We start from the raw sequence: 16,178 nt of genomic DNA, 5'->3' as shown, positions 1-16,178 counted from the left end.
AACGCAAGAAAGGGAGCCGAAGCTCCCTGATTGACAGCGCCGCAAATTACAGGCTTTCGGTAAAGGTGCGGGCGATAACGTCGCGCTGCTGTTCCGGCGTCAGGGAATTGAAGCGCACCGCATAACCGGACACGCGGATAGTCAGCTGCGGGTATTTTTCCGGGTGCTTGACCGCGTCTTCCAGGGTTTCGCGACGCAGCACGTTGACGTTCAGGTGCTGACCGCCTTCCACACGCACGGTCGGCTGCATTTCCAGCGGCACTTCACGGTATTCGATCTGGCCCAGGTCGCTCACTGCGACAACCTGATCTTCCGCGTAGTTGGCCTTGGCGCACACGCAGCGGGCTTCCGCTTTTTCATCGTCCAGCAGCCAGAAAGAGTTCACCAGCGCCTGGTCGTTCGCTTTGGTAATTTGAATACCGGTAATCATTATGTTGCCTCCGTACAAGGGCGTAAAAATTCACGTCGTGAGAAAACCCAATCCTGGTTTCGGCCATTTGGTAAAACCATTGTTGTCTTGTTGTTCTGTATACCAGCCTGACCGGGCCAGTTCCTTGATTAAAGTCAATTTTTACCGGGTAGGCGTAGGGCGTGAAGGGGCAAATTTATGTTTTATATCAATTTTACCACCGCGGCAAAAACCAATTATTTTTGTAAATTTTCAAAAATAATTGCATTACGCGCGGCGACGAGAAATGAAAAGCGGGTTTCGCTGCGCGAGCCGACACGGTAAGCTATAGCCCATGAATTGCTAAAGAAAACAAAGGAGAGCGTTTATGGCCACCTCCCTCACCTGGCATGACGTGATCGGCAAAGAGAAAGAGCAGCCCTATTTTGTTGAAACGCTCGCCTTTGTTGCCGCTGAACGTCAGGCCGGTAAGACCATTTATCCACCGCAGAAAGACGTGTTCAACGCGTTCCGCTTTACCGAACTGGCGGACGTCAAGGTCGTCATCCTCGGCCAGGATCCGTATCACGGGCCCAATCAGGCGCATGGCCTCTCTTTCTCGGTGCGCCCCGGCGTGCCGGCGCCGCCGTCGCTGGTGAACATGTATAAAGAGCTGGCGACCGACATTCCCGGTTTCGAACGCCCGGATCATGGCTACCTGCAAAGCTGGGCCGAACAGGGGGTGCTGCTGCTCAACACCGTGCTGACGGTAGAGGGCGGCCGCGCGCACTCGCATGCCAATTTGGGCTGGGAAACCTTTACCGATAAGGTGATCGCCGCCCTGAACGAGAACCGCGAAGGCGTGGTGTTCCTGCTGTGGGGCTCGCACGCGCAGAAGAAAGGCAACTTTATCGACCGCAACCGCCACCACGTGCTGAAAGCGCCGCACCCATCGCCGCTTTCCGCCCACCGCGGTTTCCTCGGCTGCCGCCACTTCTCGCAGGCCAATCAGCTGCTGGAGCAGCAAGGGCTCACGCCGATCGACTGGATGCCACGCCTGCCGCAGGCGTAGCACAGAGACAAGAAAGGCACCCTTGGGTGCCTTTCTTTATATCGTTGCCGGAGCGATTACGCCTTGGCCTTGGAGACCGCGACCATCGCAGGGCGCAGCAGGCGGCCGTTCAGCGTATAGCCTTTCTGCATAACCATCATCACGTGGTTCGGCTGGTGATCGGCGGATTCCATCATGCTCATCGCCTGATGCACTTCCGGGTTGAACGGCACGTTGACGTCGCCGACGATTTCGATGCCGTACTTGCGCACCACGTCCAGCAGCGATTTCAATGTCAGCTCGATGCCTTCAATCATTGCGGCCAGTTCCGGATTGTTTTTATCCGCCAGATCCAGCGCGCGCTCCAGGTTGTCGATCACCGGCAGCAGATCGCCGGAGAATTTCTCCAGGGCGAACTTGTGCGCTTTCTCGACGTCCAGTTCGGCGCGGCGACGGATGTTTTCCGCTTCCGCTTTGGCGCGCAGCAGGCTGTCGCGCTCTTGCTGCTGAGCTTCCGCCAGTTGGGCTTCCAGTTCGGCGATACGCGCATCGCGCAGATCGACGCCTTCCGCCGCTTCCGGCAGCGTATCCTCGTGATGAGCGTGTTGTTCCATTTCTTCCGAGACTTGCTCGTTTGGCGTCTTCTGTTCTTTACTACTCATGAATATCTCCGCGTTTTAGCATTAATCTCGCAACTTGGCTTATTATGGGGATCAAAACCGGGGTTTCAAGTCAACCGGTCACAATGTGGGGCATAAACGGGTCCCGGTGAGGAAAATCACAGCAAATGAATAAAAAATTCGCCTGTATTGGCATTGTTGGCCACCCGCGTCACCCTTCAGCGCTGGCAACCCACGAGATGCTGTTCCACTGGCTGGTCGCCCGCGGCTATTCAGTGATGGTCGAACGCCAAATCGCCCATGATTTGGGGCTGAAAGACGCCGTGACCGGCAGCCTAGCGGATATCGGCCAGCGCGCCGACCTGGCAGTGGTGGTCGGCGGCGACGGCAACATGCTCGGCGCCGCGCGCGTGCTGGCGCGCTATGACATCAAGGTGATCGGAGTCAACCGCGGCAACCTCGGCTTCCTCACCGATCTCGATCCCGACAACGCTCTGCAGCAGCTGGCGGACGTGCTGGAAGGCGAGTACATCGACGAACAGCGTTTCCTGTTGGAAACCATCGTGCATAAAGAGCACCAGCAGTGCCGCATCAGCACCGCCATCAACGAGGTGGTGCTGCACCCCGGCAAAGTGGCGCACATGATCGAATTCGAGGTGTACATTGACGATCGTTTCGCCTTCTCACAGCGCTCCGACGGCCTGATCATCGCCACCCCGACCGGCTCCACCGCCTACTCGCTCTCCGCCGGCGGGCCGATCCTCACCCCGTCGCTGGAGGCGATCGCGCTGGTGCCGATGTTCCCGCACACCCTTTCCGCCCGGCCGCTGGTGATCAACGGCGACAGCACCATCCGCCTGAAGTTTTCGCAGATCGGCAGCGATCTGGAGATTAGCTGCGACAGCCAGATCGCGCTGCCGATCCAGGAAGGCGAAGAAGTGCTGATCCGCCGCAGCAACTTCCATCTGAACCTGATTCACCCGAAGGACTACAGCTATTTCAACACGTTAAGCACCAAGTTGGGCTGGTCTAAAAAATTGTTCTAAAATCTGCGCCGGCCACTTTACTGTATATAAAACCAGTTTATACTGTATGAAACTACAGTTATGTGTTTATACACAGGAAGGTTCCCATGCTGGCGCAATTAACCATCAGCAACTTTGCTATCGTTCGTGAGTTGGAAATCGATTTTCAACCGGGCATGACGGCGATCACCGGTGAAACCGGCGCCGGCAAATCCATCGCTATCGATGCGCTCGGGCTGTGCCTCGGCAACCGCGCCGACGGCAACGTGGTGCGCCTGGGAGCCGCCCGCGCCGACATCTGCGCCCGCTTCTCGCTGGCGGACACCCCGTCCGCGCGCGAATGGCTGGAGCAGAACCAGCTGGACGACAGCAACGAATGCCTGCTGCGGCGGGTGATCAACGCCGACGGCCGTTCGCGCGGTTTTATCAACGGCACCGCCGTGCCGCTGTCGCAGCTGCGCGAGTTAGGGCAACGCCTGATTCAAATCCACGGTCAACACGCCCATCAGCTGCTGCTCAAGCCGGAGCACCAAAAAGCGCTGCTCGACGCCTACGCCGACGAACCCGCCCTGCTGGCGGCGATGAGCCAGGCCTACCAGCGCTGGCACCAGAGCTGCCGCGAACTGGCGCACCATCAGCAGCAGTCCATCGAACGCGAAGCGCGCAAGCAACTGCTGCAATACCAATTGAAAGAGCTGAACGAATTCGCGCCGCAGGCCGGCGAGTTCGAGCAGACCGACGCCGAGTACAAGCGCCTGGCCAACAGCGGCCAGCTGCTGACCCTCAGCCAGCAAACGCTGCAGCTGCTGGCCGACAGCGACGAGAACAACATGCTCAGCCAGCTTTACAGCGCCAAACACCTGCTGCTTGAGCTGGCCGGGCTGGACGATAAGCTCAGCGGCCTACTGGACATGCTGGAAGAGGCCTCTATCCAGATCAGCGAAGCCAGCGACGAGCTGCGCCATTACGCCGATCGCATGGATCTCGATCCCAATCGCCTGCACGAGCTGGAGCAACGCCTGTCGCGCCAAATCAGCCTGGCGCGCAAACACCAGGTCGCGCCGGAAGAGCTGCCGCAGCTGCATCAGCAGTTGCTGGATGAACAGCAGCTGCTATCTCAGCAGGAAAGCGACCATGAGCATCTGAACGAGGCGGTCACCCTGCATCATCAGCAGGCGCTGGCGCTGGCGGAGCAGCTGCATCAGAAACGCCTGCACTACGCCGCCGAGCTGACCACGCTCATCACCGACAGTATGCAGGCGCTCTCCATGCCGCACGGCAAATTCAACATCGACGTGCGCTTCGAACCGCAGCACCTGAGCGCCGAAGGGGCCAGCCGCACCGAGTTCTGCGTCTCCACCAACCCGGGGCAGCCGCTGCAGCCGCTGGCGAAGGTCGCCTCCGGCGGTGAGCTGTCGCGCATCGCGCTGGCCATTCAGGTGATCACCGCCCGCAAGATGGAAACCCCGGCGCTGATCTTCGATGAGGTGGACGTGGGCATCAGCGGCCCGACCGCCGCCATCGTAGGCCGTTTGCTGCGCCAGCTCGGCGAATCCACCCAGGTGATGTGCGTGACTCACCTGCCGCAGGTGGCCGGATGCGGGCATCAGCACCTGTTCGTCAGCAAGCAGACCGACGGCACGGTCACCGAAACCCAGATGGCGCCGCTGGATAAACGCGCCCGGCTGCAGGAGCTGGCGCGCCTGCTCGGCGGCAGCGAAGTCACCCGCAATACGTTGGCAAACGCCAAAGAACTGCTGGCGGCATAAAAAAGCTCAACTTTTTCACTTTCCTGCGGTCTGACAGTGACGCTGTTGGCCCGAGAAATATCTAAAGTGCGGCGCGGCGGTGATCCAAAGCCATCTCAACAGCCTGAAAAAGGCCAAGCGCTTGAGGTGCTAAAGGAAAGCCAATGCGTCGCAACGTGAAAGATGAAGGGTATAAAGGTTTCCAACTGCCGCAAGGTCTATTATCATCGGCATCCTATGCCCTAAAGGAATGTGATTACTATGCGCTGTAAAACGCTGACTGCCGCCGCTGTAGTTCTTGTGATGCTGACTGCAGGCTGTTCTACTTTTGAAAAGGTGGTTTATCGTCCTGACATCAACCAGGGGAACTACCTGACGTCGACCGACGTGGCGAAAATTCAGAAAGGGATGACCCAACAACAGGTCGCTTACACATTGGGCACCCCAATGCTGCAAGACCCGTTTGGAACGCAAACGTGGTTCTATGTATTCCGTCAGCAGCCTGGCCATGAAGATATCACCCAGCAGACGCTGACGCTGACCTTCGACAGCGCAGGCGTGTTGACCGATATCCAGAACAAACCGGCGCTGACCAAGTAATCGGCGTCGGCCGCTCTTCCGGCCCATGGGGGGGCATGGTGTTCCTCATGACAGTCGCAGGCTGCAACGCGGAAGAGAAAATCAATTTCAGATAAAAAAATAAGGCGCTATAAGCGCCTTATTTTTTTGCCTTTTCTGCCCGTTGCCGGCGCAGCTCTTTCGGATCGGCGATCAGCGGCCGGTAAATCTCCACCCGGTCGCCGTCGTTCAGCGTATCGCCCAGCTTGGCCGGGCGGCTGTAGATGCCGATTTTGTTGCTCTTGAGATCGATATCCTGGCGCAGCTCCAGCAGGCCCGAAGCCTGGATCGCCTGCTCAACGCTGCTGCCCTCGGCCAGCTTCACCTTGCGCAGGTACTGCCGCTCCGGCAAGGCGTACACCACCTCGACCAGGATGTCAGACACTGTAGACCTCTTTCGCCCGCTGGGTGAATGCCTGCACCATGCTGCCCGCCAGCTCTTTGAACACCTTGCCGAACGCCAGCTCAATCAGTTTGTTGGTGAACTCGAAGTCCAGGTGCAGCTCCACCTTGCAGGCCTCTTCGCTCAGCGGTGTGAACTGCCAACCGCCCATCAGCTTGCGGAACGGGCCATCGACCAGCTGCATATTGATGCTCTGGTTATCCAGCAGCGTATTGCGCGTGGTGAAGGTTTTGCTGATACCGGCCTTGGCGACGTCCACCGCGGCGGTCATCTCGTTGGAGGTAGCGTTAAGCACCCGGCTGCCAGTGCAGCCTGGCAGAAAATCGGGATAAGAATGAACATCGTTAACCAACTGATACATCTGCTCGGCGCTGAACGGCACTAATGCAGACCGACTGATCTGGGGCATATCATTTCCTGTAAGACATAAAACGTACAGATAATATCATTTATCTGGCGGCAAACAAAAAATCTGCTACGGGATGAGGGCACCAAAAATGCGAAAAATTGCGCAGGTGCTGAACGGGAAAGGATTTCTTTCGCTGAAGCATCCAGTATAATGAACGCACTATGACAAAGAAAAAAGCACACAAACCCGGTTCCGCCACCATTGCCCAAAACAAGCGCGCGCGTTTCGAATACTTCATTGAAGAAGAATTCGAGGCGGGCCTGTCGCTGCAAGGGTGGGAAGTTAAATCGCTGCGTGCCGGCAAAGCCAACCTCAGCGACAGCTACGTGACGTTCCGTGACGGTGAAGCCTATCTGTTTGGCGCCACCATCACCCCGCTCAACGTGGCTTCGTCGCATGTGGTGTGCGATCCGACGCGTACCCGTAAACTGCTGCTGAACCGACGCGAGCTGGACACCCTGCTCGGCCGCGTCAACCGCGAAGGTTACACCGTGGTGGCCTTGTCCCTGTATTGGAAAAATGCCTGGAGCAAGATCAAGATCGGCGTAGCCAAAGGCAAGAAAGAGCACGACAAACGCGATGACATCAAAGATCGCGAATGGCAGACGGCGAAAGCCCGTATCATGAAGCACGCCAATCGTTAAGCCGCTGGCTTATCGAGGTAAACTTCTGGTATACTGCACAAAGTTACTTGGGGCTGATTCTGGATTCGACGGGATTTGCGAAGCCCTAGGAGCATGCCGAGGGGCGGTTGGCCTCGTAAAAAGCCGCAAAAAAATAGTCGCAAACGACGAAAACTACGCTTTAGCAGCTTAATACCCTGCTTAGAGCCCTCTCTCCCTAGCCTCCGCTCTTAGGACGGGGATCAAGAGAGGTCAAACCCAAAAGAGATCGCGTGGATGTCCTGCCTGGGGCTGAAGCGTTAAACTCAATCAGGCTAGTCTGTCAGTAGCGTGTCCATCCGCAGCTGGCCGGCGAATGTAAAGATTGGACTAAGCATGTAGTGCCGACGGTGTAGTAATTTCGGACGGGGGTTCAAATCCCCCCAGCTCCACCAAATACGTCGCCAGTGAACCAGATAGACCCGGCGATAATAGCGAAAAAGCCCACAACTTCGGTTGCGGGCTTTTTTGTGTCTGTTCATCACCAACGTGTCAAAGATCGTTCCAGTCCGGCAACCTGTTCGCCTTTTTTCGCCAATAGTGGAAAAGCGCCATAAAAAAGCCAAACAGCAGGCCGGCGGCGAGGCTTAATATCAGGGCCTCGTCACCAGTATGTCCCTGATTTTTCCATACCATGAACCACATCAGCACGCCCCACAGCGGGCCAAACCAAATGCCGAAGAACAGCATATTCAGCCAGAAAGGCGCAAACGGCGGCGGTGGCATATTCACGTCCATTCGCCACAGCAAGCGCAAGATTGGCGGCGCATAGTTACTCCGCCACATCTTCTTTTCCTCCATCAGCGCTATCGCCTTATCCCTTTGTTGTTCAAACGTCATCGTTCGCTTCCTTTCAGTAGAGATTACCCTTTGGTGAGATGATACGCGCTTAAGCCCCATTCCCAAATATCCGGCATGCCCGCAGGCATGCCGGCCCCCTCTCACCGCCCCTCTTTTTCCCCCAGGAAGAAATACCACAGCGGAATGGAAAGCAGCAGGGTGAACACCTGCGTATACAGCAACACCATCAGGCTCTGCATGATCACCATCTGGGCGCTCCAGTCACCGATCGGCAGTTGAAACTGTTCGACGGTGCCGCCGAGGATCGCTCGGCCCATCACGCAACCGACCGCTACCGCCACCGTCGCCACCGCCGCGCGGAACTTGCGCACCTTGGCGCGGCGGGCGGCCGCTTCCGGCGTTTCATCCCGCTGGCCTTGCCGCTGGCCGCGCCAGCGCCATACGTCCACCAGCAGTAACGCCGCGAGGCTCACCCCCATTACCGGCAGGCAATAACCCAGCGCCGCTGCTACCAGCAGCGTGCCGGCGCGCGCAGGCAGGGAAAGCGCCATCCAGGCGGCAACCAGCGTATGCACCGGATGCTGCGCACCCGCCGCCGGGCGGCGACTCCACCACATGCGGTAACCCAGCACAATCATCAGGCACAGCCCGAGGCCGAACGCTGCCAGCAGCAGCTGATTCGGCAAGCCGAACAAAATGCCCATGTGGGCGTCGATGCCCCAGCGGGTCAGCTTGGCGATGAGCGGGAAGGTCTCGAACCGCACCTGATCGATGACGGCGAAGCTTTGCGGCGCGATGGCAACCGCGTCCACCTGCGTCGGCCAGCTGCGATCCACTTCGGTTACCGTCCAGGCTTTGCCCTCGCCTTTCGGCTGGCGCAGCTCGACCTTGGCGGCGTCGATCCCGGCGGCGCGCGCAGCGTGCAGCGCCCGATCCCAGTCGCCGTTCAGCGCATTGGCCTGCACGGCAGGGTTCATCTTCATGCCCGGCATCATCCCGCGGTGCTCGGCGTGCGGATCGGCCGGCATCTGCGGCGCATCGGCCTGCAGGCTAGTGTTGACCTGCGGCGTCAGCCAGCCCAGGTTGGCCCGCAGCGCGTCGATGTTGCCACCGGCCCACTGCGACCAGGTCAGCCCGGTAGCCGAGAAAAACAGCAGCCCGGCCAGCAGCGCCACGCCCAGCGTGATATGCCAATGGCGGCTGGCGGCGAAGCCCCCTTTTGCTCTTTTCAGCCTGCGCTTCGGCCGCGTCGCCAGCCACAGCGCCACGCCGCCCAGCGCGGCCACCCACAGCCAGGAGGCCGCCAGCTCGCTGTAGTTGCGCCCCAGATCGCCAAGCAGCAGGCTGCTGTGCAACTTATCCAGCCAGGTGCGCAACGGCAGCACGCCGGAGGTGCCGTATACCGTCATATCGCCCTTGATCGCCAGGGTGTAAGGATCGACAAACAGCGCGCGCGACTCGGAAGCGCCCAGATCGGCGCCCGCGAACTGCACTCGCGTGGTGTCCATTACGCCGGGTGCCGGGCGCACGGCGTAAATGCGTGCCTCGTCACCCACCGCGCGGCGGGCGGCGGCGATCTGGTCAGCCAGCGATCTCGCCTGCCCGTGCGGTTCAGTGAAAAGCGCATCGCGATACAGCGCCTCTTCAAGCTGCGGCGTCAGCACATACAGCGTGCCGGTCAGTGCTGCGACAAAAATAAAAGGAGCGACCAGCAGGCCGATATAAAAATGCAGCCGTCTGATCAGGTTCAGCATCGCGCCACGCGGCGATGCGGCAGGTGGAGTTTTGGTTATTGAAGACATGGCCTTTCTCGTTTTTCAAACTGTGCGCGCAGGCAAACCGTCCGCAGCGATACGGACGGCGTTACCCATGATCAAGCAATAAGGAAAATCGGCTGGCCGGGCGGCCCGCGCGGGCTGGGCCGCAGAGCAAGGCGCCGAATGGGCGGGGGGACGATGCGCGGCGCGCAAGGCAGGCGCGCGATACGCGTCATCAGCCACAGCAGCGGGACGAATACCCACAACAGCAGCGGCACATGGATCAGCAGCTCGCAGTAGCCGCAGAAAATCATCTCCGCCGAGTCCATGCCGTGGTGGCCGGCATGCTCGGCGGCGGGCATCGCCATCCCGTGCATGTCGTGCGGCATGGCGGCGTCCGTTTGCATCATGCCGCCCATCATCTGATGGTGCATCAGCGATTTCGACACCACCGGCGCCACAAACAGCAACAGCACCGCCATAATGGCGATGCAGACGGTGAAGCGTTGCGGTAGCTGGCGTGGCACTCTCATCGCGGCGGCGAATTAACCCGGTCGGTGGCGAACAAGCGGCCAGTGTAACCCGCGAGGCGCGATGAGGTGAAAGAAAAGTCAGATTTGTCTTGCTCGCCCCCGGCGGCGGTGATCACAGCACCCGCGAATAGACCCGCGAGGCCTCGCCCCAGGGGTGATAGCCGAGCCCGTTATAAACGAAGCCATTACGCTCGTAGTACCCTTCCAGATCGGTGCAAAGGTGCAGTTGCGGGAAACCCAGCCGGCGGGTTTCCGCCGCTACATGCTCAATCAGTTTGGCGCCGTAGCCCCTGCCGCGCTGCGTCTCTTCTACGTAGAGCGCGCACAGCCAGGGATACAACTCCCCACGGCTGATAAAGTCGTTGGTGATGAGCCCCGCGCAGCCGAGGATTAGGTTATTTTCCATCAGCAGGTACCACTGCGGCAGCGGGTTGGCAGCGCCGAGGCTGCGGTTGATGGCGTCTTCATACATCATCAGCGTCTCTGCCGTGGCCCAGTGCCGCTGAAAATACGCAATGGCGCGCGGCGCCAGCTCGGGCGCTTGCCGCACCGAAATCATGTCCATCGTCATTCCCGTTATTCATGTTGTCAGCGTAGAATTATGCAGCAATATGCATGGTATGGCAGCGGCATTCCGCCGCCGTCATTCACCCCAAGGAGTCATCATGACGCAAAATATCTATGACAATCAGGCTTTCTTCGACGGCTATGCGCAGCTCAGCCGCTCGCAGCACGGTCTGGACGGCGCGCCGGAATGGCCCGCCATCCGCCGCATCCTGCCGGATTTGCAGGGAAAAAGTGTGGTCGATCTCGGCTGCGGCTACGGCTGGTTCTGCCGCAGCGCGCGCGAACAGGGCGCAGCCAGCGTGCTGGGGCTGGACGTTTCGGAAAAAATGCTGGCCAAGGCGCGGGAGATGACCGCCGACGCGGGCATCGAGTATCGTCGGCAGGATTTGGCGCAGCTGCAGCTGCCTGTGAACCGTTACGATCTGGTCTACAGCTCGCTGACGCTGCACTACCTCGAGGATTTGTCCGCGCTGTTCGCCACGGTGTACGCCGCGCTGAAACCTGGCGGGCAGTTCATCTTCACCGCCGAGCACCCGATCTATACCGCCCCGGCGCAGCAGGGCTGGCTGACCGACGGCAACGGGCAGAAATCCTGGCCGGTCAACGGTTACCAGCGAGAAGGCCAGCGCGTTTCCAACTGGCTGGCGGAAGGCGTCATCAAGCAGCACCGCACGCTTGGCGGCTATATCAACCCGCTGGCGCATCAAGGGTTTATCATCCAGCATTTGAACGAATGGGGCCCCAGCGCGCAGCAAATCGCCGCTAACCCGGCGCTGGACGAAGAGCAGGAGCGCCCGATGATCTTCATTCTCGCCGCCCGCAAACCCACCTGATCCTGACCTGATTCACCCGCAGTAAACCGATCACACCACCACAGTTGGGGAGGCCGCCTCCCCCCAATGACGGTTACGCCGGCAGCGCCGCCCCGTGCGCCGCGAAGTACGTCAGCGCCTCGCCCTCCATACGATAACGCACCCACTCGCCCTGCGGCTGCGCGCCGATGCTGAGGTAGAAATCGATGGCCGGTTGGTTCCAGTCCAGCACGCTCCACTCCAGGCGGCCGCACTGCCGTTCGCACGCCAGCCGGGCGATGTGCCGCAGCAGCGTTTTACCGGCGCCCGCGCCGCGATGCTTCGGCGCCACGTACAGGTCTTCCAGATAGATGCCGTTTTTACCCAACCAGGTGGAGTAACTCATAAAGAACACCGCATAACCCGCCGGCTCGCCGTTCACCGTACAAATCAGCGCTTCGGAACAGGCGCCCGGCCCAAACAAGCTGCGTTCGATGTCTTCCACGCTGGCCAGCACCTGCTCGCGCGCCTTTTCGTACACCGCCAGCTCGATAATCATATCCAGAATCAGTTTGGCGTCGCTTTTTTGCGCCGGGTAAATCTCAATGGCCATGGTAAATCCTGGGTGTGTTGATGACTGTGCTTGCCAGCATACCGCGCCTCTCATGCTGCATGAACGGCATTTTCATCAACAGGTAATGAATATCATGCATCTGGATCTGAAACGCCGCGATCTCAACCTGCCGCAGGTGTTCGAAGCGGCGTTATAGCGCGGGTTCGCCGATTGGCAGATACCCCTGCCACAGCGGCCGGGCCGGTTTCCCGTGCGGGTTGGCCCGCAGATGCACGTGGTAGCCTTGCAGCGCCTGCAGCAGCAGACAGTCGTCCACCTCGGCCAGGTCATCCTTGTGCTGCTGCGCGCTGTCAGTCAGCAGCGCCCGTTTGGCTTTGTCTTTCGCCTCGTCGGCGGAGCGCGCCACGAACAGGCCGAACTGGTGCAATTCCGCCAGCTCATCGCTGCGGTAACCGCCCACGTTAACGAAAAACAGCTTCTCTTCACCGGCGAACGGCGCAGACTCCAGGCTCACGTCGTAACCGTCCGCCCAGTCGATGCGCGCATAACCGTCGACATGCACCTTGCGCTTATCGCCGAACCACTTTTCGCGCAGCAGCGGATACGCCTCTTCCGGCCGATCCTCCGCCGCAAACTGCACGTCGTGCAACTCAATATTGGCGCCCGGCGCCGTACCGCCCACATAAAACATCAATAATCCCGGCATGTTAGTCTGCTCTCCTTGGTGATAATCGCTATATAATCTAATGCATAACGAAACACCTGCCAACGGCGGCGCCATTCTGTGTTATCAATAGATGAGGTTTAATCTGTTGTGGAGGAACGCATGGCATTCAATATCGGTGATTTTGTACAACGCACCACCGGCGGCCCGAAGATGACCGTGGTGGCGATCGACGGCGAAACCCTGGTTTGCAGCTGGAATGAACTGGGTAAAGAGCAGCGTACGGAGGTGCAGGCCAACGAGGTGGCGCTGTACCACGAAGACGGCGATTTCGGCGTCTGCTGAATGATCGGGGCGCGCCGCGCCCCGTTATCGCCTCAGGCGCGAATGTCCTGATAGGCTGGGGTGGTATCGAACTCATGCTTGGCGAACGGGCATAGCGGAATGATTTTACGCTGCTCCGCGCGCATTTTCTCCACCACCAGCGCCACCAGCTTTTTGCCGACGCCCTGCCCCTTCAATGACTCATCCACCCAGGTGTGATCGATAATGGTCAGCTTGTCGCCGCTCGGCACGAAAGAGATCTCGGCGATCAGCTTGCCGTGCTCGTCATTGATATAAAAACGCTTCTCGTCTGCCAGTATTTTATGTTCCATATTATTTCTCCCTATATTTCAGTGCGCCGCTGGGGCAAGTGTCGATAACGCGTTTCACTTCGGCCGCGTCGGCATTATCCGGCATAATCCACGGCCGGCGGTTCAGGGTAAAAATAGCCGCGTTGCCACGCACGCAGTTGGCGGAATGGCGGCATATCGCGCTGTTAAAATAAACGTCAATCTTGTCGCCGGAATAACGGCGGTAACCGGCGGCGGTCAATTCCTCATCCATCTTGGCCTCACATTGCCTGTTTTATTGTTTTTGCTCCAGGCTCAAGTATAGGCAATGCCGTCGGCTTCACCACGCGTCTCACCCAATGAAAAAAGTGGCGCAACCGCCCGTCGCCGCTAGAAAAAAACGTAAATTGTTCTAATCTTTAATCAGCAAGACAACATAATTCCGACAGTGGCTAAGGAGTTCGAAATGGGTGATAGCTCAAAAGACGGCGTAATTCTGCTGTCCCGCATTCTACTGATGGTTCTGTTTATCATTTTCGGCTGGATGAAACTGGTCAACTTCGGTGCGACCGTCACGGCGATGGAAGGCTATGGCACGCCGATGCCTTATTTGGCGGCGATCGTTGCCGTGGTAGTGGAGTTTATTTTCGGCATCGCGCTTATTCTCGGCCTGTTTACTCGGCCTATCGCGGTCATTTTCGCCCTGTATGTGTTGGGCACCGCGTTTATCGGCCATCCGTTCTGGAAAATGACCGGCATGGAAATGATGGGCAACGAAATCAACTTCTTTAAAAACATCAGCATCATTGGCGGTTTACTGTTGCTGGCGGTAACCGGTGCCGGCCGTTATTCGCTGGACTATAAAATATTTAATAAATAATTCATCGATGGCCGGCGATATTCGCCGGCCATTTTATTTCGGCTATCCTTTCACCGGCTGCGCTTGGCGTGGCGCTCAAAGTTTTCTGCCCTGGCCTGCGCCGATTTACGCAGCGTGACATAGCAGGCGCCCTCGCCGCCGTCGCGCGGTAAGGCTCGGCAAAATGCCTGTACCTGTTCAAACTGCGCCAGCCACTTAGCGACGTAACTGCGCACGATATTCGGATGGCTTTCGTTCTGCCGCCCGCGGCCGTGCACGATCAGCAGTGAACGCAGGTTTTGCGCCTCCGCCTGCACGATGAAGCGAAACAGCGCCTGCCGGCTGGCTTCGACCGACTGACGCAGCAGGTTCAGCGATGCCTGCGGCGGGTAACGCCCGTTACGCAGTTTGTCCAGCACGCCCTGCTGAATGCCTTCCCCTTTGAACTCCAGCGGCTGTTCACAGGGGATCACTTCGAGAAAATCGGTGCTGAGGAAGTTTTCCTGCCGCAGCCGCTGCGCGTCGCGCCGTGCGCTTTTGTCCACCGCCACCTGCGGCTTGAGGTACAGCGTCTGCCGTCCGCTCTCCAGCGGCACCACGTCCGCCATCGCCTGTTCAAAAAAGTCTTTTTCCTGCTCGCTCATGCTCCACCTCTCTTGAACGGCAGCCTTTACGGCTGGGAATGGGGTCGATTGTAAGACGCCTTGTCACGGTTGCAAGCCGGGAATTGTCAGCGGCATGTGTCTCATTTGTCGTCAACGGGTGAGCTTGCGAACAGTTTTCGCTATACTGCTAAGCCATCATTGAGTGCCGCAAAGGATCGAGCCCATGACAATGCGCGAGCTGGAAATCCAGTTTCAAAATGCGATGAATGAGTTGCAGAGCAGCTTCGAACGGCAACACCGCGAATGGCAGCAGAGCTACCAGGCGCTGCAGCAACTGCTGGAAGAAGCCAAACAGCGCGAAGCCGCGCTGCGGGCGCAGAATGAACAACTGGCGCGCAAACTGAGCACCGCCAGTTCGGTGCCGGAACAGCATGCGCTGGTCAAGCAGATCAAAATGCTCGGCGCCCATCTGGACGCGCTGGCCAAAGACGCGGCCACCTTCAATCACCACCTGCGCCAACAGAGCGCGGTCGGTAATTTCAGCGGCGAACAGCATTGATAGCGGGCGCTGTCGCACAGCGCCTCCCGCCCCTCTTCTGGCGTATTGAGAGTGTAATAAAGCCTAAATGACCTGGATCATCCTCGCCGCCCTGATCGTCGTATTCATTATCGGTTACCGCATCTTGACGTCCGACACCCGCAAAGCCATCGATTCGCTGGCCCATCTGCTGAGGGTCAAGCCGATGCTGATCGAATCGATGATCCAGGAAATGGGCGGCCGCCAAAGCCAGACCTTTATCCGCATGCTGAACAACGGCTACACCGAAGAGATGCACCAGGCGGCTTATCTGCTGTTCATCTACCTGACGTTCATCAAACAGGCGGACGACGAACAGATTGCCCTGTGGCGCGACGTGCTGCTGCGCGCCGGGTTGTCGCCGGAGCTGCATGCCGAGCACACCGAAGCGGCGCTGTTTTACTTCGCCGAGCTGGATATCGATGCGTTTGAACTGGCGCAGTTCCGCCGCGCCTACAACGAGCGTTTCAACCGCGAAGCGTTGGCGCACGGCTGATCGCGTCCCCCGGGCGGGGGACCGATTACAGGAACATGCTGTAGAGGTAGCGCGACAGCGCTTCGCGCGAGCTGAAGCCGTGTGCGATGCCGTAGCGCTGGTTCGGGGCGTCGCTGCTTAAATCCAGGGGAAACTCCAGATACTGCTCGCTGGTGCGCACCGGGGAGGTCGGCGTGGCGAAATGCACGCTTCTCTCTTTCAGCGCCGGGTGGATCACCAACGCGGTTCTGCCCATCCGCGCTTCGCGATTCACATACACATAATGCGTACCCTTGCGGTAGCCATAGGCCTGATCGGTGACATAATCACGCTCAAAGCCGGTATTCTCCAACACTTTAGCCACTTCATCCGGCCGTAAATACATCGATTCCTCCTCTCATTCTGGACCGCTGAGCGACCTTACCGTAATCATTCAC

Annotated in this window: 24 protein-coding genes and 1 other RNA gene; 11 read left to right on the top strand and 14 right to left on the bottom strand. The window is 58.8% G+C overall.

The genetic code is table 11. The features are described 5' to 3' along the window. Positions 1-46: 46 nt before the first annotated feature. The gene (gene grcA / locus ACJ8PL_RS21530; protein WP_004929114.1) at positions 47-430 is read right to left on the bottom strand and encodes an autonomous glycyl radical cofactor GrcA; all 384 of its coding nucleotides are present in this window, start codon (positions 428-430) and stop codon (positions 47-49) included. Positions 431-776: 346 nt separating this feature from the next. Here grcA and ung point away from each other — a divergent pair, with 346 nt between their 5' ends. Next, positions 777-1,460, top strand: a complete 684-nt coding sequence (ung, locus tag ACJ8PL_RS21525) for a uracil-DNA glycosylase (RefSeq protein ID WP_004929112.1) — start codon at positions 777-779, stop codon at positions 1,458-1,460. A 56-nt stretch (positions 1,461-1,516) separates the two neighbouring features. Here ung and grpE read toward each other — a convergent pair whose 3' ends face one another. Further along, a complete protein-coding gene (gene grpE, locus ACJ8PL_RS21520; RefSeq protein WP_016929801.1) occupies positions 1,517-2,101 on the bottom strand; it encodes a nucleotide exchange factor GrpE in 585 nt (194 codons plus the stop codon). Positions 2,102-2,226: 125 nt separating this feature from the next. Between grpE and nadK the strand changes: the two genes are divergently transcribed. The 3 genes from nadK to bamE all read left to right on the top strand — a co-directional run bounded on the left by nadK (position 2,227) and on the right by bamE (position 5,432). Further along, positions 2,227-3,105 carry an NAD(+) kinase gene (gene nadK / locus ACJ8PL_RS21515; RefSeq protein ID WP_004929107.1) on the top strand — a complete coding sequence of 293 codons (879 nt, stop codon included), beginning with the start codon at positions 2,227-2,229 and terminating at the stop codon, positions 3,103-3,105. 86 nt (positions 3,106-3,191) lie between these two features. After that, a complete protein-coding gene (recN, locus tag ACJ8PL_RS21510) occupies positions 3,192-4,853 on the top strand; it encodes a DNA repair protein RecN (protein WP_038870807.1) in 1,662 nt (553 codons plus the stop codon). 240 nt (positions 4,854-5,093) lie between these two features. Then, positions 5,094-5,432 carry an outer membrane protein assembly factor BamE gene (gene bamE / locus ACJ8PL_RS21505; protein WP_004929101.1) on the top strand — a complete coding sequence of 113 codons (339 nt, stop codon included), beginning with the start codon at positions 5,094-5,096 and terminating at the stop codon, positions 5,430-5,432. 118 nt (positions 5,433-5,550) lie between these two features. Here the strand turns inward: bamE and ACJ8PL_RS21500 are convergent, their stop codons facing one another. Together ACJ8PL_RS21500 and ACJ8PL_RS21495 are read right to left on the bottom strand one after the other, a co-directional pair. Continuing rightward, complete coding sequence (locus ACJ8PL_RS21500; RefSeq protein WP_442531374.1) at positions 5,551-5,835, bottom strand: RnfH family protein; 285 nt, start codon at positions 5,833-5,835, stop codon at positions 5,551-5,553. Further along, positions 5,828-6,262: a type II toxin-antitoxin system RatA family toxin gene (locus tag ACJ8PL_RS21495; RefSeq protein WP_004929096.1), complete on the bottom strand. Its 435-nt coding sequence runs from the start codon at positions 6,260-6,262 to the stop codon at positions 5,828-5,830. The genes ACJ8PL_RS21500 and ACJ8PL_RS21495 overlap by 8 nt, the downstream gene beginning before the upstream one ends. 161 nt (positions 6,263-6,423) lie before the next feature. Here ACJ8PL_RS21495 and smpB point away from each other — a divergent pair, with 161 nt between their 5' ends. After that, a complete protein-coding gene (smpB, locus tag ACJ8PL_RS21490) occupies positions 6,424-6,906 on the top strand; it encodes an SsrA-binding protein SmpB (protein ID WP_004929094.1) in 483 nt (160 codons plus the stop codon). Between the two features lie 49 nt (positions 6,907-6,955). Then, positions 6,956-7,319, top strand: a transfer-messenger RNA (tmRNA) gene (ssrA, locus tag ACJ8PL_RS21485). 97 nt (positions 7,320-7,416) lie between these two features. Here the strand turns inward: ssrA and ACJ8PL_RS21480 are convergent. The 4 genes from ACJ8PL_RS21480 to ACJ8PL_RS21465 form a co-directional block, all read right to left on the bottom strand. Then, positions 7,417-7,764, bottom strand: a complete 348-nt coding sequence (locus ACJ8PL_RS21480) for a DUF6404 family protein (protein ID WP_110147320.1) — start codon at positions 7,762-7,764, stop codon at positions 7,417-7,419. Between the two features lie 101 nt (positions 7,765-7,865). Beyond that, complete coding sequence (locus ACJ8PL_RS21475) at positions 7,866-9,527, bottom strand: DUF2534 family protein (RefSeq protein WP_442531373.1); 1,662 nt, start codon at positions 9,525-9,527, stop codon at positions 7,866-7,868. Positions 9,528-9,598: 71 nt separating this feature from the next. Beyond that, entirely contained in the window at positions 9,599-10,009 is a 411-nt protein-coding gene (locus ACJ8PL_RS21470; RefSeq protein WP_442531372.1) for a DUF2946 domain-containing protein, read from the bottom strand. Between the two features lie 118 nt (positions 10,010-10,127). Further along, a complete protein-coding gene (locus ACJ8PL_RS21465) occupies positions 10,128-10,580 on the bottom strand; it encodes a GNAT family N-acetyltransferase (RefSeq protein ID WP_028127516.1) in 453 nt (150 codons plus the stop codon). Positions 10,581-10,680: 100 nt separating this feature from the next. Between ACJ8PL_RS21465 and ACJ8PL_RS21460 the strand changes: the two genes are divergently transcribed. After that, positions 10,681-11,415 (top strand): class I SAM-dependent methyltransferase, encoded by a 735-nt coding sequence (locus tag ACJ8PL_RS21460; protein WP_116404022.1) that lies wholly within the window; start codon positions 10,681-10,683, stop codon positions 11,413-11,415. Positions 11,416-11,488: 73 nt separating this feature from the next. On the opposite strand, the gene ACJ8PL_RS21455 is transcribed toward ACJ8PL_RS21460, so the two are convergent. Both ACJ8PL_RS21455 and ACJ8PL_RS21450 read right to left on the bottom strand, forming a co-directional pair. Beyond that, positions 11,489-11,986 (bottom strand): GNAT family N-acetyltransferase, encoded by a 498-nt coding sequence (locus ACJ8PL_RS21455; RefSeq protein WP_442531371.1) that lies wholly within the window; start codon positions 11,984-11,986, stop codon positions 11,489-11,491. 151 nt (positions 11,987-12,137) lie between these two features. Further along, positions 12,138-12,653 (bottom strand): DUF1543 domain-containing protein, encoded by a 516-nt coding sequence (locus tag ACJ8PL_RS21450; RefSeq protein WP_442531370.1) that lies wholly within the window; start codon positions 12,651-12,653, stop codon positions 12,138-12,140. 120 nt (positions 12,654-12,773) lie between these two features. On the opposite strand from ACJ8PL_RS21450, the gene ACJ8PL_RS21445 reads away from it, so the two are divergent. Then, on the top strand, positions 12,774-12,956 hold the full coding sequence (locus tag ACJ8PL_RS21445) for a YodC family protein (protein ID WP_016929823.1): 183 nt from the start codon (positions 12,774-12,776) through the stop codon (positions 12,954-12,956). Between the two features lie 32 nt (positions 12,957-12,988). Here the strand turns inward: ACJ8PL_RS21445 and ACJ8PL_RS21440 are convergent, their stop codons facing one another. Beyond that, positions 12,989-13,267: a GNAT family N-acetyltransferase gene (locus ACJ8PL_RS21440; RefSeq protein WP_016929824.1), complete on the bottom strand. Its 279-nt coding sequence runs from the start codon at positions 13,265-13,267 to the stop codon at positions 12,989-12,991. Between the two features lies 1 nt (position 13,268). Next, a complete protein-coding gene (locus tag ACJ8PL_RS21435) occupies positions 13,269-13,499 on the bottom strand; it encodes a (4Fe-4S)-binding protein (RefSeq protein ID WP_016929825.1) in 231 nt (76 codons plus the stop codon). A gap of 192 nt (positions 13,500-13,691) precedes the next feature. Here ACJ8PL_RS21435 and ACJ8PL_RS21430 point away from each other — a divergent pair, with 192 nt between their 5' ends. Further along, positions 13,692-14,105, top strand: coding sequence for a DoxX family protein (locus tag ACJ8PL_RS21430; protein WP_016929826.1), 414 nt, complete (start codon positions 13,692-13,694; stop codon positions 14,103-14,105). A gap of 50 nt (positions 14,106-14,155) precedes the next feature. Here ACJ8PL_RS21430 and smrA read toward each other — a convergent pair whose 3' ends face one another. After that, the gene (gene smrA, locus ACJ8PL_RS21425) at positions 14,156-14,728 is read right to left on the bottom strand and encodes a DNA endonuclease SmrA (protein WP_442531369.1); all 573 of its coding nucleotides are present in this window, start codon (positions 14,726-14,728) and stop codon (positions 14,156-14,158) included. Positions 14,729-14,912: 184 nt separating this feature from the next. Between smrA and ACJ8PL_RS21420 the strand changes: the two genes are divergently transcribed. Next, positions 14,913-15,248 carry an MbeD/MobD family mobilization/exclusion protein gene (locus ACJ8PL_RS21420; RefSeq protein ID WP_004928976.1) on the top strand — a complete coding sequence of 112 codons (336 nt, stop codon included), beginning with the start codon at positions 14,913-14,915 and terminating at the stop codon, positions 15,246-15,248. Between the two features lie 67 nt (positions 15,249-15,315). Then, the gene (locus ACJ8PL_RS21415; RefSeq protein WP_025303978.1) at positions 15,316-15,762 is read left to right on the top strand and encodes a DUF1198 family protein; all 447 of its coding nucleotides are present in this window, start codon (positions 15,316-15,318) and stop codon (positions 15,760-15,762) included. A 25-nt stretch (positions 15,763-15,787) separates the two neighbouring features. Here the strand turns inward: ACJ8PL_RS21415 and ACJ8PL_RS21410 are convergent, their stop codons facing one another. Next, positions 15,788-16,126: a DUF2002 family protein gene (locus ACJ8PL_RS21410; protein ID WP_016929830.1), complete on the bottom strand. Its 339-nt coding sequence runs from the start codon at positions 16,124-16,126 to the stop codon at positions 15,788-15,790. Between the last annotated feature and the right edge of the window lie 52 nt (positions 16,127-16,178).

The organism is Serratia sp. CY83965 (genome assembly GCF_052166375.1).
Lineage (GTDB): Bacteria > Pseudomonadota > Gammaproteobacteria > Enterobacterales > Enterobacteriaceae > Serratia > Serratia marcescens.
Note: the sequence above shows the minus strand (reverse complement) of the source record. Positions and strands in the feature narration are given on the sequence as shown.

Bases quoted from the DNA above. Each gene is read 5' to 3' on its own strand.
- nadK (WP_004929107.1), top strand. From the start codon at position 2,227: ATGAATAAAAAATTCGCCTGTATTGGCATTGTTGGCCACCCGCGTCAC.
- ACJ8PL_RS21440 (WP_016929824.1), bottom strand. From the start codon at position 13,267: ATGGAACATAAAATACTGGCAGACGAGAAGCGTTTTTATATCAATGAC.
- ACJ8PL_RS21445 (WP_016929823.1), top strand. From the start codon at position 12,774: ATGGCATTCAATATCGGTGATTTTGTACAACGCACCACCGGCGGCCCG.
- ACJ8PL_RS21450 (WP_442531370.1), bottom strand. From the start codon at position 12,653: ATGCCGGGATTATTGATGTTTTATGTGGGCGGTACGGCGCCGGGCGCC.
- ACJ8PL_RS21420 (WP_004928976.1), top strand. From the start codon at position 14,913: ATGACAATGCGCGAGCTGGAAATCCAGTTTCAAAATGCGATGAATGAG.
- bamE (WP_004929101.1), top strand. From the start codon at position 5,094: ATGCGCTGTAAAACGCTGACTGCCGCCGCTGTAGTTCTTGTGATGCTG.
- recN (WP_038870807.1), top strand. From the start codon at position 3,192: ATGCTGGCGCAATTAACCATCAGCAACTTTGCTATCGTTCGTGAGTTG.
- ACJ8PL_RS21465 (WP_028127516.1), bottom strand. From the start codon at position 10,580: ATGGACATGATTTCGGTGCGGCAAGCGCCCGAGCTGGCGCCGCGCGCC.
- ACJ8PL_RS21495 (WP_004929096.1), bottom strand. From the start codon at position 6,262: ATGCCCCAGATCAGTCGGTCTGCATTAGTGCCGTTCAGCGCCGAGCAG.
- ACJ8PL_RS21460 (WP_116404022.1), top strand. From the start codon at position 10,681: ATGACGCAAAATATCTATGACAATCAGGCTTTCTTCGACGGCTATGCG.
- ACJ8PL_RS21480 (WP_110147320.1), bottom strand. From the start codon at position 7,764: ATGACGTTTGAACAACAAAGGGATAAGGCGATAGCGCTGATGGAGGAA.
- ACJ8PL_RS21430 (WP_016929826.1), top strand. From the start codon at position 13,692: ATGGGTGATAGCTCAAAAGACGGCGTAATTCTGCTGTCCCGCATTCTA.
- grpE (WP_016929801.1), bottom strand. From the start codon at position 2,101: ATGAGTAGTAAAGAACAGAAGACGCCAAACGAGCAAGTCTCGGAAGAA.
- grcA (WP_004929114.1), bottom strand. From the start codon at position 430: ATGATTACCGGTATTCAAATTACCAAAGCGAACGACCAGGCGCTGGTG.
- ACJ8PL_RS21435 (WP_016929825.1), bottom strand. From the start codon at position 13,499: ATGGATGAGGAATTGACCGCCGCCGGTTACCGCCGTTATTCCGGCGAC.
- ACJ8PL_RS21455 (WP_442531371.1), bottom strand. From the start codon at position 11,986: ATGGCCATTGAGATTTACCCGGCGCAAAAAAGCGACGCCAAACTGATT.
- smpB (WP_004929094.1), top strand. From the start codon at position 6,424: ATGACAAAGAAAAAAGCACACAAACCCGGTTCCGCCACCATTGCCCAA.
- ACJ8PL_RS21475 (WP_442531373.1), bottom strand. From the start codon at position 9,527: ATGTCTTCAATAACCAAAACTCCACCTGCCGCATCGCCGCGTGGCGCG.
- smrA (WP_442531369.1), bottom strand. From the start codon at position 14,728: ATGAGCGAGCAGGAAAAAGACTTTTTTGAACAGGCGATGGCGGACGTG.
- ACJ8PL_RS21415 (WP_025303978.1), top strand. From the start codon at position 15,316: ATGACCTGGATCATCCTCGCCGCCCTGATCGTCGTATTCATTATCGGT.
- ung (WP_004929112.1), top strand. From the start codon at position 777: ATGGCCACCTCCCTCACCTGGCATGACGTGATCGGCAAAGAGAAAGAG.
- ACJ8PL_RS21410 (WP_016929830.1), bottom strand. From the start codon at position 16,126: ATGTATTTACGGCCGGATGAAGTGGCTAAAGTGTTGGAGAATACCGGC.